The organism is Pseudomonas fluorescens (assembly GCF_000968015.1).
Lineage (GTDB): Bacteria > Pseudomonadota > Gammaproteobacteria > Pseudomonadales > Pseudomonadaceae > Aquipseudomonas > Aquipseudomonas fluorescens_W.
Genome location: NZ_LACH01000075.1, coordinates 16303 through 31021 on the forward strand (window position 1 = coordinate 16303; position 14719 = coordinate 31021).

The 14719-nt window shown below is 56.9% G+C and carries 15 protein-coding genes, 4 tRNA genes and 1 riboswitch; of the genes, 14 read left to right on the forward strand and 5 right to left on the reverse strand.

Going from position 1 to position 14719, the window contains the following annotated elements:
• The first annotated feature begins 126 nt into the window (after nt 1–126).
• From astB to astE, 3 genes are read left to right on the forward strand one after another with little or no spacing between them, the layout of a single operon-like run.
• Nucleotides 127–1473 carry an N-succinylarginine dihydrolase gene (astB, locus tag VD17_RS28490; protein ID WP_046056747.1) on the forward strand — a complete coding sequence of 449 codons (1347 nt, stop codon included), beginning with the start codon at nt 127–129 and terminating at the stop codon, nt 1471–1473.
• 20 nt (nt 1474–1493) lie between these two features.
• Nucleotides 1494–1781 (forward strand): hypothetical protein, encoded by a 288-nt coding sequence (locus VD17_RS28495; protein ID WP_033056735.1) that lies wholly within the window; start codon nt 1494–1496, stop codon nt 1779–1781.
• Nucleotides 1782–1793: 12 nt separating this feature from the next.
• Entirely contained in the window at nt 1794–2804 is a 1011-nt protein-coding gene (astE, locus tag VD17_RS28500) for a succinylglutamate desuccinylase (RefSeq protein ID WP_046056748.1), read from the forward strand.
• 169 nt (nt 2805–2973) lie between these two features.
• Here the strand turns inward: astE and VD17_RS28505 are convergent, their stop codons facing one another.
• Nucleotides 2974–3483, reverse strand: coding sequence for a 6,7-dimethyl-8-ribityllumazine synthase (locus VD17_RS28505; RefSeq protein ID WP_033056178.1), 510 nt, complete (start codon nt 3481–3483; stop codon nt 2974–2976).
• A gap of 102 nt (nt 3484–3585) precedes the next feature.
• Nucleotides 3586–3756, reverse strand: a riboswitch (FMN riboswitch).
• 195 nt (nt 3757–3951) lie between these two features.
• Here VD17_RS28505 and ltaE point away from each other — a divergent pair.
• From ltaE to VD17_RS28540, 7 genes are all read left to right on the forward strand, one after another.
• On the forward strand, nt 3952–4956 hold the full coding sequence (gene ltaE / locus VD17_RS28510; protein ID WP_046056749.1) for a low-specificity L-threonine aldolase: 1005 nt from the start codon (nt 3952–3954) through the stop codon (nt 4954–4956).
• Between the two features lie 146 nt (nt 4957–5102).
• Nucleotides 5103–7727, forward strand: a complete 2625-nt coding sequence (gene alaS, locus VD17_RS28515) for an alanine--tRNA ligase (RefSeq protein WP_046056750.1) — start codon at nt 5103–5105, stop codon at nt 7725–7727.
• Between the two features lie 91 nt (nt 7728–7818).
• Nucleotides 7819–9060, forward strand: a complete 1242-nt coding sequence (locus VD17_RS28520) for an aspartate kinase (protein WP_046056756.1) — start codon at nt 7819–7821, stop codon at nt 9058–9060.
• Nucleotides 9061–9246: 186 nt separating this feature from the next.
• Nucleotides 9247–9435: a carbon storage regulator CsrA gene (gene csrA, locus VD17_RS28525; protein ID WP_002554426.1), complete on the forward strand. Its 189-nt coding sequence runs from the start codon at nt 9247–9249 to the stop codon at nt 9433–9435.
• A gap of 62 nt (nt 9436–9497) precedes the next feature.
• Nucleotides 9498–9588: transfer RNA gene (locus VD17_RS28530), tRNA-Ser, on the forward strand.
• 107 nt (nt 9589–9695) lie between these two features.
• Nucleotides 9696–9772 (forward strand) — tRNA-Arg (locus VD17_RS28535).
• Nucleotides 9773–9843: 71 nt separating this feature from the next.
• A tRNA-Arg gene (locus VD17_RS28540) sits at nt 9844–9920 on the forward strand.
• Nucleotides 9921–9939: 19 nt separating this feature from the next.
• On the opposite strand, the gene VD17_RS28545 is transcribed toward VD17_RS28540, so the two are convergent.
• The gene (locus VD17_RS28545) at nt 9940–10458 is read right to left on the reverse strand and encodes a hypothetical protein (protein ID WP_046056751.1); all 519 of its coding nucleotides are present in this window, start codon (nt 10456–10458) and stop codon (nt 9940–9942) included.
• 319 nt (nt 10459–10777) lie between these two features.
• On the opposite strand from VD17_RS28545, the gene mgtE reads away from it, so the two are divergent.
• Nucleotides 10778–12220 carry a magnesium transporter gene (gene mgtE, locus VD17_RS28550; protein ID WP_046056752.1) on the forward strand — a complete coding sequence of 481 codons (1443 nt, stop codon included), beginning with the start codon at nt 10778–10780 and terminating at the stop codon, nt 12218–12220.
• Between the two features lie 101 nt (nt 12221–12321).
• On the opposite strand, the gene VD17_RS28555 is transcribed toward mgtE, so the two are convergent.
• Nucleotides 12322–12648, reverse strand: a complete 327-nt coding sequence (locus tag VD17_RS28555) for an Arc family DNA-binding protein (protein ID WP_003178899.1) — start codon at nt 12646–12648, stop codon at nt 12322–12324.
• Between the two features lie 110 nt (nt 12649–12758).
• On the opposite strand from VD17_RS28555, the gene VD17_RS32355 reads away from it, so the two are divergent.
• Nucleotides 12759–12914: a hypothetical protein gene (locus VD17_RS32355; RefSeq protein ID WP_185753246.1), complete on the forward strand. Its 156-nt coding sequence runs from the start codon at nt 12759–12761 to the stop codon at nt 12912–12914.
• 119 nt (nt 12915–13033) lie between these two features.
• Nucleotides 13034–13606 carry a phosphonate metabolism protein/1,5-bisphosphokinase (PRPP-forming) PhnN gene (phnN, locus tag VD17_RS28560; RefSeq protein ID WP_046056753.1) on the forward strand — a complete coding sequence of 191 codons (573 nt, stop codon included), beginning with the start codon at nt 13034–13036 and terminating at the stop codon, nt 13604–13606.
• Here phnN and VD17_RS28565 read toward each other — a convergent pair.
• Together VD17_RS28565 and VD17_RS28570 are read right to left on the reverse strand one after the other, a co-directional pair.
• Nucleotides 13581–13760, reverse strand: coding sequence for a PA3371 family protein (locus tag VD17_RS28565; protein ID WP_046056754.1), 180 nt, complete (start codon nt 13758–13760; stop codon nt 13581–13583). The genes phnN and VD17_RS28565 overlap by 26 nt on opposite strands.
• Before the next feature lie 21 nt (nt 13761–13781).
• Complete coding sequence (locus VD17_RS28570; RefSeq protein ID WP_046056755.1) at nt 13782–14018, reverse strand: hypothetical protein; 237 nt, start codon at nt 14016–14018, stop codon at nt 13782–13784.
• Nucleotides 14019–14310: 292 nt separating this feature from the next.
• Between VD17_RS28570 and VD17_RS28575 the strand changes: the two genes are divergently transcribed.
• Nucleotides 14311–14387, forward strand: a tRNA-Arg gene (locus tag VD17_RS28575).
• The last annotated feature ends 332 nt before the right edge of the window (nt 14388–14719 follow it).

Consider the following 14719-nt stretch of genomic DNA (forward strand, 5'->3'; position numbering starts at 1 on the left):
AGCTCGCTCCCACAGGTTTTGTGCAATCCATGTGGGAGCGAGCTTGCTCGCGATGGCCGCGACTCGGTCGCACTGAACAGTTAGTTACTGATGCCTATAACAACAGATTCTCGTGGAGCCTCGCTGATGAAATCCTATGAAGTCAATTTTGACGGTCTAGTGGGGCCGACCCATAACTACGGCGGTTTGTCCTACGGCAACGTCGCGTCCCAGAGCAATAGCCAGCAGTCTTCGAACCCGAAGGAAGCCGCGCTGCAAGGCCTGGCGAAAATGAAATCGCTGATGGAAATGGGCTTTCAACAGGGCGTGCTGGCACCACAGGAACGCCCGGACGTGGCAGCCCTGCGTCGTTTGGGGTTCGGCGGCACCGATGCTCAGGTGATCGAGCAGGCGGCTAAAGATGCGATGCCATTGCTGGTCGCCAGTTGCTCGGCGTCAAGCATGTGGGTGGCCAACGCTGCCACCGTCAGCCCGAGCGCCGACACCGCAGATGGCCGTGTGCATTTCACCGCGGCCAACCTGAACTGCAAATATCACCGCAGCATCGAACACCCGACCACCAGCCGTGTGCTGGGGGCGATGTTCGCTGATCAGAAGCACTTCGCTCACCACGCCGCCTTGCCGGCCGTGGCACAGTTCGGTGACGAAGGCGCAGCCAACCACACCCGTTTCTGCCGTGAATACGGCGAAGCCGGCGTCGAGTTCTTCGTGTTCGGCCGTAGTGCATTCGACACCCGTTACCCTGCACCGCAGAAGTACCCGGCCCGCCAGACCCTCGAAGCCTCCCAGGCGGTCGCCCGCCTGCACGGCTTGAGCGATGACGGCGTGGTGTACGCTCAGCAGAACCCTTCGGTGATCGATCAGGGCGTGTTCCACAACGATGTAATCGCGGTGGGTAATGGCGAGGTGCTGTTCTATCACGAGGACGCGTTCCTCGACACCGAGCAGATGCTGGCCGAATTGCAGAGCAAACTCGCCAAAGTCGGTGGGAAATTTCAGTCGATCTGCGTACCGCGTTCCGCGGTCACCGTGGAAGACGCCGTTCGTTCCTACCTGTTCAATAGCCAACTGCTGTCGCGTCCTGATGGCTCGATGTTGTTGATCGTGCCGGAAGAATGCCGTGGCAACGAGCGTGTCTGGCAGTACCTGCAAGGTTTGACCAGCTCCGGCGGCCTGATCCGCGAAGTGAAAGTGTTCGATTTGAAGCAAAGCATGCAGAACGGTGGTGGCCCGGCTTGCCTGCGACTGCGCGTCGCGCTCAACGAAACCGAACTGGCGGCCGTCAACCCAGGGGTTATCATGACGGCACCGTTGTACGGCACACTGACCGAATGGGTCGACAAGCACTACCGCGACCGCATGACCGAAAACGATCTCGCGGACCCGCAATTGCTGCTTGAGTGCCGGACGGCACTGGATGAACTGACGCAAATCCTTAAACTGGGCGCGGTTTATCCATTCCAGATCAATTGAACGTCGAGAGCGTAAAAAACATGAGCGATACCCTGCAGCTGATCCTTGAAGACACCGACGGCACGCAACTGGAAACTTCCTGCACCCGCGTCGCGGTCATGTGGCAAGGCAAAGAGCTGTGGATTCAGCAAGACGGCCGCGGCCAATTGCTGATCGGCGTGGACGTCGAAGAAGGTGACGCTGAGTACGCAAACCTGCTGTTGCGCCCATTGGCGACTAATCTGGTAAGTCTGCAACTGGAAATGGAACCGGCTGAAGTCGGTGACGAAGACCACGTGCACGGCCCGGATTGCGCACACGACCACTAAGGAAACCGCTCTATGCTCGCCCTCGGCAAACTGCTTGAACTGACCCTCGCCGGCCGCGAACCGGCGGAGAAGACTCAACTGACTGTCGAAGGCGTGCGCATGCGCTGGTTGAGCGAAGGTGCGCTGGAAGTCCGGCCACCTGAAGCTCGCGACAATGGCCTGGACCTGCTGCTATCGGCCGGCATCCATGGCAATGAAACAGCGCCGATCGAGTTGCTTGATCGCCTGTTGCATGACATCGCCCGCGGCGATCTTAAGCCGCGCGCACGTATTCTGTTCTTGTTCGGCAACCCGGAAGCGATTCGCAAAGGCGAGCGTTTCATCGAGCAGGACGTCAATCGGCTGTTCAACGGCCGTCACGAACAAAGCAGCGGCTCCGAAGCCCTGCGCGCGTGTGAACTGGAGCGGCTGGCGGCGAGTTTCTTCAGCCTGCCGGATCGTAACCGTCTGCACTACGACCTTCACACCGCGATTCGTGGCTCGAAAATCGAGCAGTTCGCGCTGTATCCCTGGAAAGAAGGCCGTCAGCATTCACGCCTGGAACTGGCGCGCCTGCGTGCCGCCGGCATGGAAGCAGTGCTGCTGCAAAACAAACCGTCCATCGTTTTCAGCTCCTATACCTACGACAAGCTCGGTGCAGAGTCCTTTACCCTCGAGTTGGGCAAGGCGCGGCCATTCGGGCAGAACGATGGGGTTAACGTCGATCTGCTGGAAACTCGCCTCAAACAGATTATCGAAGGTAACGAGCCAGCCCAGACCGAAGAGGCGCTGGACGGTTTGCAGCTGTTTAGCGTAGCGCGAGAAATCATCAAGCACAGCGATAGCTTCCGCTTGAACCTGCCAGCGGACATCGAGAACTTTTCGGAGTTGGAAGTGGGTTACCTGCTGGCCGAAGACATCGCCCAGACCCGGTGGATCATTGAGGAGGAGGGTGCCCGGATCATCTTCCCGAACCCCAAGGTCAAGAACGGCCTGCGCGCCGGCATCCTGATTGTGCCGACTACCGACGAAAATCTCGCCTGACCCGGAATTCAGTCTCAACATAAAACCCCTGTGGGAGCGAGCTTGCTCGCGATAGCGGACTGACAGACAACATTAACGTTGCCTGATACACCGCTATCGCGAGCAAGCTCGCTCCCACATTTGATTTGAGTGAAGCCAAAGACCTCACCCCAAACCACAGGTTTTGTGTTTACACCGCTACCGCGCGTGGCTCGCTACGACGCAACGCACGCATCTTGTGCAGTGTATCCGCGCACGTCTTCGCCGCTTCCTGGCCTTTATGCACAAAGTGCTCGAAGAAGAATTTCTGATGTTCTTCACCGGAATGGAAGTGGTGCGGAGTCAGGACTACCGAGAACACCGGCACTTCGGTTTCCAGCTGAACCTGCATCAGCCCGCTGATCACCGACTGGGCGACGAATTCGTGGCGGTAGATCCCGCCGTCGACCACCAGGCCCGCCGCGACGATGCCGGCATAACGACCGGATTTGGCCAGCAGCTTGGCATGCAGCGGAATTTCAAAGGCGCCGCCGACTTCGAAGAAATCGATCTCCGATTCCTGATAACCCTGAGCAATCATTTCGGCCACAAAGCCCTTACGGCTCTGATCGACGATTTCCTTGTGCCAGCAGGCCTGGATAAACGCAACGCGCTCGCCCTGATGGTTTTTGCTTTTGCTATCGATTGCGGTGGGTTGCATGTTCTGACTCCTGTTTATGTAAAAAACAGGGCATATGAATCGAATGGGATTTAAGGGTACGCACGCTCGCACGAATGCCTGCGGACGGCCCTTTGGCGCCAATCCCGTTCTCTCTTCATCCGGACTATGACCGTCGGCCCCGGGATCACACCGGGTCTGCTGACCTTGCCGCCATCACAGCCATTGCCGTGCCTGTCGCCAAGCGCTCGCGGGCTATGCGCATTGCGCGCAATTACCGCCGGTGGGGAGTTGCACCCCGCCCTGAGAACGTTTTGCCGCCAGAATGTTTGGCGGCGAAGCGTTTTTAACACATATTTCTCACCCGTGCATTGCTGCTATCTGATGATTGCTATCAACTTTTTCGTCGGTTCAGGAAGCCTTTTCCTACTCAAGGGTTGATTATTCGTCTGCATGACCGCAGTAATTCCTGACTGAAAGGGATTTTCCCTGCTTACCGAGGCCAGATTCATGAGTGTTATTGATCTTCGCAGCGACACCGTCACCCAACCGACCGCAGGGATGCTCGACGCGATGGCCACAGCGGCCACCGGTGACGACGTTTACGGCGAAGATCCGACGGTCAATCGACTGGAAGCCGAGCTTGCAGAGCGGCTGGGTTTTGCTGCAGCGCTGTTTGTCCCGACGGGCACAATGAGCAATCTGCTGGGCTTGATGGCCCACTGCGAACGCGGTGACGAATACATCGTCGGCCAGCAGGCCCATACCTATAAGTACGAAGGTGGCGGTGCGGCCGTGCTCGGTTCGATCCAGCCTCAACCGCTGGAAGTGCAGGCCGACGGCTCGCTGGACCTGGCGCACGTCGCGGCGGCGATCAAACCGGATGACTTCCACTTCGCCCGCACCCGTTTGCTGGCGCTGGAAAACACCATGCAAGGCAAGGTTTTGCCGCTGGAGTATCTGGCGCGGGCTCGAAGCTTCACCCATGAACATGGGTTGCAGTTGCACCTGGACGGCGCGCGGCTGTACAACGCAGCGGTCAAATTGGGTGTCGATGCCCGGGAAATTACTCAGCACTTTGATTCCGTTTCGGTCTGCCTGTCCAAAGGCCTGGGCGCGCCGATCGGTTCGGTGCTGTGTGGCTCGGTCGAGTTGATCACTAAGGCGCGACGCCTGCGCAAGATGGTCGGCGGCGGCATGCGCCAGGCCGGGATTCTGGCAGCAGCAGGTTTGTACGCGCTGGATAACCATGTTCAGCGTCTGGCTGATGACCACGCCAATGCGCACCTGCTGGCCGAAGGCTTGCGAGCGGTGGGATACGAAGTCGAACCGGTGCAGACCAACATGGTTTATGTGCAGATGGGCGACAAGGCCGAGGCCATCAAGGCGTTTGCTGCCGAACGCGGGATCAAGCTGAGCGCTGCCGGACGTCTGCGTATGGTCACGCACATGGACGTCAGCCGCGCTCAAATCGAGCAGGTCGTCGCGACATTCGTCGAGTTTTCGCGCAACTGATAACGTTAGCGGTCCAATTGACCGTTTCTATCGTATAAACACGCTGTACCCCGCGCGCAGGGCCGATATAATGCGGCCCTTTGCCGTCGCTTCGTCTGTTGACGTTTCGCACAGGCCTTTGGCCGCAGCCTCCGTGGAAGAACCTAATGAAAAGCGCAGAAATCCGTGAAGCCTTCCTTCGCTTCTTCGAAGAGCAAGGCCACACCCGTGTAGCCTCCAGCTCTTTGATTCCGGGCAACGACCCAACCCTGCTGTTCACTAACGCGGGGATGAACCAGTTCAAGGACTGCTTCCTGGGCCAGGAAAAGCGCGCGTACACCCGCGCGGTCAGCAGCCAGAAATGCGTGCGCGCCGGCGGCAAGCACAACGACCTGGAAAACGTCGGTTATACCGCCCGTCACCACACATTCTTCGAAATGCTGGGTAACTTCAGCTTCGGTGATTACTTCAAGCGCGACGCCATCACCTACGCCTGGAACTTCCTGACGTCCGACAAGTGGCTGAACCTGCCGAAAGAAAAGCTCTGGGTCACCGTCTACGCCAGCGATGACGAGGCCTACGACATCTGGACCAAGGAAATCGGGGTTCCGGCCGAGCGCATGGTTCGTATCGGCGACAACAAAGGCGCGCCGTACGCTTCCGATAACTTCTGGACCATGGGCGATACCGGCCCGTGCGGTCCTTGCACCGAGATTTTCTACGATCACGGCGCCGACATCTGGGGCGGCCCACCGGGCTCGCCGGAAGAAGACGGCGACCGTTACATTGAAATCTGGAACAACGTGTTCATGCAGTTCAACCGCACCGCCGATGGCGTGTTGCACCCGCTGCCAGCGCCGTCGGTCGATACCGGCATGGGCCTGGAGCGGATCAGTGCCGTGCTGCAGCACGTTCACTCGAACTATGAAATCGACCTGTTCCAGAGCCTGCTGAGCGCATCGGCCAAGGCCATCGGCTGCACCAACGACAATCAGGCGTCCCTGAAAGTCGTCGCCGACCATATTCGCTCGTGCGGTTTCCTGATTGCCGACGGCGTGCTGCCGTCCAACGAAGGTCGCGGCTACGTGCTGCGCCGGATCATTCGTCGCGCTTGCCGTCACGGCAACAAGCTGGGCGCCAAGGGCAGCTTCTTCTACCAGATCGTTGCGGCCCTGGCCGCCGAGATGGGCGAAGCCTTCCCTGAGCTGAAATCCCAGCAAGCGCACATCGAGCGCGTACTGAAAGCTGAAGAAGAGCAGTTCGCCAAGACCCTGGAGCAGGGCCTGAAAATCCTCGAGCAGGATCTGGCCGAGCTCAAAGGCGACGTGGTGCCGGGCGACGTAGTGTTCAAACTCTACGACACCTACGGTTTCCCGATGGACCTGACCGGCGACATCGCTCGCGAACGCAGCCTGACCATCGACGAAGAAGGCTTCGAGCGCGAAATGGAAGCCCAGCGCGTCCGTGCCCGCTCCGCCAGCTCCTTCGGCATGGACTACAACAGCCTGGTCAAGGTTGATGTGGCCACCGAGTTCACCGGTTACAACGCCACCTGCGGTTCGGCGAAAGTCGTTGGCCTCTATAAAGATGGCCAGTCAGTCGACGTATTAAGTGAAGGCGACGAGGGTGTGGTCGTACTGAACCAGACACCGTTCTACGCTGAATCAGGCGGTCAGATCGGTGACTGCGGTTTCCTTCAGGTCGGCAACACGCGCTTTGACGTACGTGACACCACCAAAACCGGTGGTGCCTTCTTGCATCACGGCGTGCTGGACTCGGGCAGCCTGACCATCGGCGCGCCGGTAGAAACTCATGTTGATGCCGAAGTGCGTCACGCGACTTCGCTGAACCACTCGGCGACTCACTTGCTGCACGCCGCATTGCGTCAGGTGCTGGGCGATCACGTGCAGCAGAAAGGCTCGTTGGTCGACAGTCAGCGCCTGCGCTTTGACTTCAGCCACTTCGAAGCCATCAAGCCTGAGCAGTTGAAGGCGCTGGAAGACATCGTCAACGCCGAGATTCGCAAGAACTCCGAAGTTGAAACCGAAGAAACCGATATCGAAACCGCCAAGCAGAAGGGCGCCATGGCGCTGTTCGGCGAGAAGTACGGCGACAATGTGCGCGTACTGAGCATGGGCGGTGATTTCTCCGTCGAGCTGTGCGGTGGTATCCACGCCAACCGTACTGGCGACATCGGCCTGCTGAAGATTATCAGCGAAGGCGGTGTGGCTTCCGGCGTGCGTCGTATCGAAGCGGTCACTGGCGCCGCGGCGCTGGCATACTTGAACGCTGCTGAAGAACAACTCAAGGAAGCGGCCAACCTGGTCAAGGGTAGCCGCGACAACCTGATCGACAAACTGTCGGCTGTGCTGGAGCGCAACCGTCTGCTGGAGAAGCAACTCGAGCAGTTGCAGGCCAAGGCTGCCAGCGCGGCGGGCGACGATCTGTCGGCTTCTGCCCTGGATGTCAAAGGCGTGAAAGTGCTGGCCGTGCGTCTGGACGGTCAGGATGGCAAGGCGCTGCTGGCGCTGGTCGATCAACTGAAAAACAAACTCGGCCGCGCAGTGATCCTGCTCGGCAGTGTCCATGAGGAAAAGGTCGTTCTGGTTGCAGGCGTAACCAAAGACCTGACTGGCCAACTCAAAGCCGGTGATTTGATGAAGCAAGCCGCTGCGGCAGTGGGCGGGAAGGGCGGTGGTCGTCCAGACATGGCGCAAGGCGGTGGTATTGACGCTGGCGCACTGGATGCGGCATTGGCCCTGACTGTTCCATTTGTAGAGCAGGGTTTATAAGGCAGTGTGTCCGGCCCGCAGTCTAGTGGTGGGCCGGAACGCTGTTTGAGTGATTATTTGGGCGCCCTTCATGGGCAGAGGCGGCTTTGAAATGGCTTTGATCGTACAGAAATTTGGAGGCACCTCGGTCGGCACTGTCGAGAGAATCGAACAGGTCGCCGACAAGGTTAAGAAATTCCGCGAAGCCGGCGATGACCTGGTGGTTGTGCTGTCTGCAATGAGCGGCGAAACCAACCGTCTGATCGATCTGGCCAAGCAAATCAGTGGCGACGGCCAGCCAGTTCCTCGTGAGCTGGACGTGATCGTCTCCACCGGTGAACAGGTGACGATTGCACTGTTGGCCATGGCGCTGATCAAGCGCGGCGTGCCAGCGGTGTCCTACACCGGCAACCAGGTGCGGATTCTGACGGACAGTGCGCACAATAAAGCGCGTATCTTGCAGATTGATGACCAGAAGATTCGTGGCGACCTGAAGGCCGGTCGCGTGGTTGTTGTCGCCGGTTTCCAGGGCGTCGACGAGCACGGCAACATCACCACCCTCGGTCGTGGCGGTTCCGACACCACCGGCGTGGCACTGGCGGCAGCCTTGAAGGCTGACGAATGCCAAATCTACACCGATGTCGACGGCGTCTACACCACCGACCCGCGTGTGGTGTCCGTGGCTCAGCGCCTGGACAAGATTACCTTCGAAGAGATGCTGGAAATGGCCAGCCTCGGTTCCAAGGTGTTGCAGATCCGTGCGGTGGAATTCGCCGGCAAGTACAACGTTCCGCTGCGCGTACTGCACAGCTTCAAGGAGGGTCCGGGCACCCTCATTACTATTGATGAAGAGGAATCCATGGAACAGCCGATCATTTCCGGCATCGCTTTCAACCGCGATGAAGCCAAGCTGACCATCCGTGGCGTGCCAGACACCCCGGGCGTTGCATTCAAGATTCTCGGCCCGATCAGCGCCGCGAACATCGAAGTCGACATGATCGTGCAGAACGTTGCGCACGATAACACCACCGACTTCACCTTCACCGTGCATCGCAATGACTTCCAGGCCGCGCAAACCGTGCTGGAAAACACCGCTAGCGAGATCGGTGCCCGTGAAGTCGTTGGCGACATCAAGATTGCCAAGGTGTCGATCGTCGGTGTCGGCATGCGCTCCCACGCAGGTGTGGCCAGCCGCATGTTCGAATCCCTGGCCAAGGAAAGCATCAACATCCAGATGATCTCGACCTCGGAAATCAAAGTCTCCGTAGTGATCGAAGAGAAGTACCTGGAACTGGCTGTGCGCGCTCTGCACACGGCTTTCGAACTGGACGCACCGGCCCGACAGGGCGAGTGATGCGTTTGCCGAAGGGCGCGGTCTGACCGCGCCCTTTGTTTTTTTGAATGGTGCGACCCGAGGCTGTTCTTTTGCTCGCGCTAGTCAATACTCAGGCATGTAGGGCTGCGATCGTTCCGGTTGTAGGTCGAGTGCCTTTTTTTTGCAGACTGTTGTCCCTGAAATGAAATGCGTGAGGAGAAAGGTATGCTGATTCTGACTCGTCGGTGCGCAGAAAGCCTGATTATTGGTGATGGCGAAATCACCGTGACCGTGCTCGGCGTCAAAGGAAATCAAGTGCGTATCGGTGTCAACGCCCCGAAAGAGGTTGCGGTCCACCGTGAGGAAATTTACCTGCGTATAAAGAAAGAGAAGGACGAAGAACCAAGCCATTAATTTTTATCGTTTTTTATGTTTGCAAACGGGGAAGAAGCTGGTTAATATACGCCCCGTGTTGCGGAGAGCTGGCCGAGTGGCCGAAGGCGCTCCCCTGCTAAGGGAGTACACCTCAAAAGGGTGTCGGGGGTTCGAATCCCCCGTTCTCCGCCATTATTTGCGTAGTACGTTGTAATCTGGCTTCTTCGGTAAGTTGTTGAAATTACTAGAAAAAGTGTTTGACATAGAGATTAGACGGCCTATAATGCGCGGCAACAAATGCACTCGTAGCTCAGCTGGATAGAGTACTCGGCTACGAACCGAGCGGTCACAGGTTCGAATCCTGTCGAGTGCACCATTTAAGAGTTGTTTGCAGTAATGTGAATGACTTGGCTTCAACCAGTTGTGATCTGGTATAAAAACACAAATGCACTCGTAGCTCAGCTGGATAGAGTACTCGGCTACGAACCGAGCGGTCACAGGTTCGAATCCTGTCGAGTGCACCAAACAACAAAAAGCCCGCGTTTAACGCGGGCTTTTTGCCGTCTGGGATTTGGCTTTTCCTTTAGTACATCCTCTCTCATCGAACTCGACGTGCGCGCTACGACCTCGCAGGGTGTCGTAACGGTAGCTCGTGGCTGAATTGCGAATACTGATCTTGTCTGGCTTGCCAAGGGCGCTCTCGACGTCCTGCTGACTCATGCCGGCGACAACCCGCTGATTGATGATGGCTTCGCGGCGCTCTCTGGCGCTGATGAGGTTTCCGCATTTGTCCTCGGTCTTGCCGACGACAGTCGGATCTCTCCTTTTGATTTTCATACCTGATGTTTCTCGATTCTCGGCTTCCGGCATGAGGGCGGTCGTGCTACCCGGTGTGAAGGTGCGGACATCCTGTGGCGAAAGGCTGTCTCCGGCCTTACAGCTCAACGTGGTGAAGGTAATGCGCCCGTTGGCCGCCTCGCAGCGGTGAACGGTCGTGGCAAGCGCCCAGGGCGGCTGGCAGAGCAGGGTAATCAATAAAAAACAATGTGCATTCGATCGCATCAAACGTCCTCCATGACGGTCTATCTCAAGGGTAGTCGTTACATTTTTCAGTCGTGGTGTGTTTTCTTTTCAGGATGAGTCGTCGCAGTTTGATGGATCAGGCAGCGCTCAGGTTTGTCTTGCAAGCGCTTGTTTCAGCCACGATTTTTTAACGTTTTAAACCGTCGGGCGGTGTATCATTGCGCCCGTCAGCCCCGCCGGGGCTTGTGGAATACCTCCATGGACTTACCCAGTAGTTACTCAGTACCCCGTTTTTCCAATCATGAATTGACTGATTGATCCTTCCGGCGTGCCCCGCTGCTGGGAGTGGAGTTCGCCTATGTCTGAAGTTGAAGTAAAGAAAACGCAGGAAAGCTTGCAGGACCGCCTCGCTCAAGTTGTTGAGCTGCTGCAGCGTCAGCGGGTGGTCGAAGACCTGACTCACCGCCAGGAAGGTCCGCATCACGACCGGGTCGAGAACCTGGTTCACCGGCAAAACCTCGTCGAGTTGCAACGCAAGCTCGATGATCTGCACTCCGCCGACGTCGCCTACATCCTTGAAGCCTTGCCGCTGGACGATCGTCTGACGCTCTGGCAATTGGTCAAGGCCGATCGCGACGGCGACATTCTGCTCGAAGTATCCGATTCGGTTCGTGAAACGCTGATCGCCGACATGGACGATCACGAGCTCCTGGCTGCGGCCAAGGACATGGACGCCGACGAACTTGCTGACCTGGCCTCCGAGCTGCCGCGAGACGTCGTCCACGAGCTGATGGAAACCCTCGATGGTCAACAGCGTGAGCGCGTCCGCTCTGCGTTGTCGTACGACGAGGAGCAGGTCGGTGCGCTGATGGACTTCGAGATGGTGACGATCCGTGAGGATGTCAGTCTTGAAGTGGTTTTGCGTTACCTGCGGCGCCTCAAGGAGTTGCCCAGCCACACGGACAAACTGTTCGTGGTCGATTACGACGGCGTGCTCAAGGGTGTGTTGCCGATAAAACGTTTGCTGGTCAACGACCCGGAAAAACAGGTTTCGGAAGTCATGGCCAGCGACCCGGTGAGTTTTCATCCGGATGAAGACGCCTACGACGCTGCTCAGGCGTTCGAACGTTATGACTTGATCTCGGCGCCCGTAGTCGACAAAAACGGCAAGTTGATCGGCCGTCTGACCATCGACGAAATGGTCGACCTGATTCGTGAAGAGAGCGAAAACGAAGTTCTCAACATGGCGGGTCTGCGTGAAGAGGAAGATATTTTTGCGTCAGTCTGGAAATCCCTGCGTAACCGTTGGGCTTGGCTGGCGGTGAACCTGATTACCGCGTTCATTGCATCCCGGGTGATCGGTCTTTTCGAAGGCTCCATCGAGAAATTGGTGGCGTTGGCGGCGCTGATGCCGATCGTGGCGGGTATCGGCGGTAACTCAGGTAACCAGACGATCACCATGATCGTTCGGGCCATGGCGCTGGATCAGGTCAGCACCGGCAATACTTCGCGTCTGATGCGCAAGGAAATAGCGGTAGGTCTGATCAATGGTCTGGTGTGGGGCGGTGTGATCGGCGTCGTCGCCTATCTGCTGTATGGCAGTTGGTCTCTGGGGGTGGTGATGACCGCTGCCATGACGCTCAACCTGTTACTGGCGGCGTTGGCGGGGGTGTTGATTCCCATGACTCTGGCGCGGCTTGGGCGCGATCCTGCGATGGGCGCCAGTGTGATGATCACTGCCATGACGGACAGCGGCGGGTTCTTCATTTTTCTCGGGTTGGCGACGATCTTCCTGCTCTGACTTATCGACATTTAAAGCCCGCCAATCGGCGGGTTTTTTTATGCCCGAATTTCAGGCAAAAAAAAGCCAGCGATTAAGCTGGCTTGAGCTTTCGGATGAAATCAGGAAGCGTCTGCGGCCATTTCGGCATCATGCGCAATCAGCGAAACAAGTGCATTCTGCTGGCGGTGGGAAAGTTGGCGGAAGCGTTGCAGCAGTTCACGTTCGTGCAATGACAGCTCCGGGCTGTCCAGGCGCATGCTCAATTCTTCGCCCAGCGCGCCTTCCTGAATAAGGCTCTGCTCAAGGCGCGCGATGATTTCGGAGTTCATGCTGCGATGATGATTGCGAGCCACCTCGGCAATGCGTTCACGCATTCCGTCTGGCAGACGTACGACGAACTTGTCAGCCGTACGGCTGGAATAAATTGCCTGTTTCAATGGGCGCATATATTTAACCGGTTAGTTCAGGGGAGCGGTTTTCGGGATTGGCCGCAGGATGTCTGATAGGACAAGCGGTCTGGCCAAATGTTCAACCTGAATTGATAAAGGCTCGCATCATGCCTCAAAGTAGCCAGTTCGTTGGCGTCAATTCTGTGACAAATATTGAACTGGATAAAGGCGTTATGCCAGCACCAATTATCAGAAATGCGGACTGGTTTGAAAAGTTTGCGCTGGTCCGTATTGCTGACCGCCTCCCCTTGCCCGGCAGGTGATGTCCTGGGGCGCCTGAAGGTGCATGCTGTGCAGATTCGATCAGTGTTCCTTACTTGTACAGGATAGTGGCAATTGGCCGATTTACTAGGGGAGACTTGCAGTGGGAGGTGATTTCAGGATGGATGGCAGGCTGATTTACTTGATGGGGCCTTCTGGGTCCGGCAAGGACAGCCTCATCGAAGTCGCTCGAGAGCCGTTGCAGGCGCTCAATTGTGAAGTGGTGCGTCGGGTCATCACGCGGTCGGCTGAATCAGTGGGCGAAGATGCGATTGGCGTTTCGCGGGAAGAGTTCGAGCAACACAGAGTCGAGGGCGATTTCGCGCTGTGCTGGAGCGCCAATGGTCTGGATTACGGTATTCCGATCGAAATAGATCAATGGCTCAATGAGGGTCGACATGTCTTGGTCAACGGCTCTCGTGGCCATCTGGCTGAAGCGCTGCACCGCTATCCAACGCTGTTGCCGGTTCTTTTAACGGTCAAGGATGAAGTCCTGCGAGAGCGCCTGCTGCGCCGTGGTCGCGAAAGTTTTGCTGAAATTGAAGCAAGGCTGCATCGCAATGGGTTATTCACGGCAGAGGGTTCAATCGGTGACGCGCAGATTTATCGACTCGACAATTCAGGCGAACTGTCCACCACAGTTGCCAATTTGCTGGACCTGTTGAGGATTAACGCAGTACCGGATCGAACTTGATTTTGCGTCCGGCAATCAGCGCCAGCACAAACAGCGCACTGAACACGCCGCTGGCGATCAAGGGCAGGGTGAGGACCTTATCCTGGGCCAATGACAGATGAAGAATGCCGCTCAGTAAGGCGAGGATGAAAAACCCTGCGGCTGATTTGGACATGCGGTGCTCCTGATGGGGGATTCAAAATACCAAACGTTCTGAAGACTGAGCCGGCACCAGGATGCCTTCCTGACTCACCTCTTGTTGGCTGACAAAGCTGCGCTGATCGCTCATTGCCGCCAGTTGAGGGGCTCTTTGCACCTGAAGGTAATGAGGCATGCGTTGAGCAACCTGCTCAACACCACTCTCGGGGGCAAAATGAAAGCCCAGCAGAATCGCCAGCGCGATCGAGATCGAGAGTAAAAGGGCGCTGTTCATGAGGCTTGCCTCCGTTGTTCTTCGAGAACAGCTAAAGCAGCTCGCATGCCAACAGTCTAACGGTAGTTAAATCCTTTAAAAACAATGAATTAAGATATTTTGTCAAAGCGCCTGCATTGCATTTTGCAATGATGGCTTTTTGCGGTGATGCAATTTGCACGGTAAACAAAGCCACGCTCCTGCGAGGCGTCTGCCTACACTTAAAAAGCCCAACGGACGACATGACAAAAGCAGGCCTGCCCGTTAACATGCACGCCGTCCATCGCACCGCGTTTCTTCGTGGTCGATCTGTGTCTCAGTAGCTCAATTGGATAGAGCATCCCCCTCCTAAGGGGAAGGTTGGCAGTTCGAACCTGCCCTGGGACACCATAAACTCAAGGCCTCTAGAAATTCATGATCCCTCCGATAAGCCCTCATGGGGCGGGGTGGGTGCAAGCGGATTGCTTCAGGCATAAAAAAGCCCCGCTCAGATAAATATCTGGCGGGGCTTTTTCATAACCGTTCCGTCCATATAAAGGAGAGGAATGGTATGGAAAAGAATTTTTAGGCGGGGGTTGACCACGTATTTTAATCCTGTATTATTCGCCTCCCGCTAACGAGCATATTGATGCTTGTCTAGTTTAAGTAATTGATTTTGTTGATAAAATCAGAAACTTTTAAGGTTGCTACTTGAGGATGTGTGCTGTAGAATGCGCGCCTCG

Excerpts from the sequence above, each read along its gene's own strand:
- mgtE (WP_046056752.1), top strand. The coding sequence starts at position 10,778 with ATGTCTGAAGTTGAAGTAAAGAAAACGCAGGAAAGCTTGCAGGACCGC.
- VD17_RS28570 (WP_046056755.1), bottom strand. The coding sequence starts at position 14,018 with ATGAACAGCGCCCTTTTACTCTCGATCTCGATCGCGCTGGCGATTCTG.
- astE (WP_046056748.1), top strand. The coding sequence starts at position 1,794 with ATGCTCGCCCTCGGCAAACTGCTTGAACTGACCCTCGCCGGCCGCGAA.
- VD17_RS28565 (WP_046056754.1), bottom strand. The coding sequence starts at position 13,760 with ATGTCCAAATCAGCCGCAGGGTTTTTCATCCTCGCCTTACTGAGCGGC.
- VD17_RS32355 (WP_185753246.1), top strand. The coding sequence starts at position 12,759 with ATGCCTCAAAGTAGCCAGTTCGTTGGCGTCAATTCTGTGACAAATATT.
- ltaE (WP_046056749.1), top strand. The coding sequence starts at position 3,952 with ATGAGTGTTATTGATCTTCGCAGCGACACCGTCACCCAACCGACCGCA.
- VD17_RS28545 (WP_046056751.1), bottom strand. The coding sequence starts at position 10,458 with ATGCGATCGAATGCACATTGTTTTTTATTGATTACCCTGCTCTGCCAG.
- alaS (WP_046056750.1), top strand. The coding sequence starts at position 5,103 with ATGAAAAGCGCAGAAATCCGTGAAGCCTTCCTTCGCTTCTTCGAAGAG.
- VD17_RS28505 (WP_033056178.1), bottom strand. The coding sequence starts at position 3,483 with ATGCAACCCACCGCAATCGATAGCAAAAGCAAAAACCATCAGGGCGAG.
- VD17_RS28495 (WP_033056735.1), top strand. The coding sequence starts at position 1,494 with ATGAGCGATACCCTGCAGCTGATCCTTGAAGACACCGACGGCACGCAA.
- astB (WP_046056747.1), top strand. The coding sequence starts at position 127 with ATGAAATCCTATGAAGTCAATTTTGACGGTCTAGTGGGGCCGACCCAT.
- VD17_RS28520 (WP_046056756.1), top strand. The coding sequence starts at position 7,819 with ATGGCTTTGATCGTACAGAAATTTGGAGGCACCTCGGTCGGCACTGTC.
- phnN (WP_046056753.1), top strand. The coding sequence starts at position 13,034 with ATGGATGGCAGGCTGATTTACTTGATGGGGCCTTCTGGGTCCGGCAAG.
- csrA (WP_002554426.1), top strand. The coding sequence starts at position 9,247 with ATGCTGATTCTGACTCGTCGGTGCGCAGAAAGCCTGATTATTGGTGAT.
- VD17_RS28555 (WP_003178899.1), bottom strand. The coding sequence starts at position 12,648 with ATGCGCCCATTGAAACAGGCAATTTATTCCAGCCGTACGGCTGACAAG.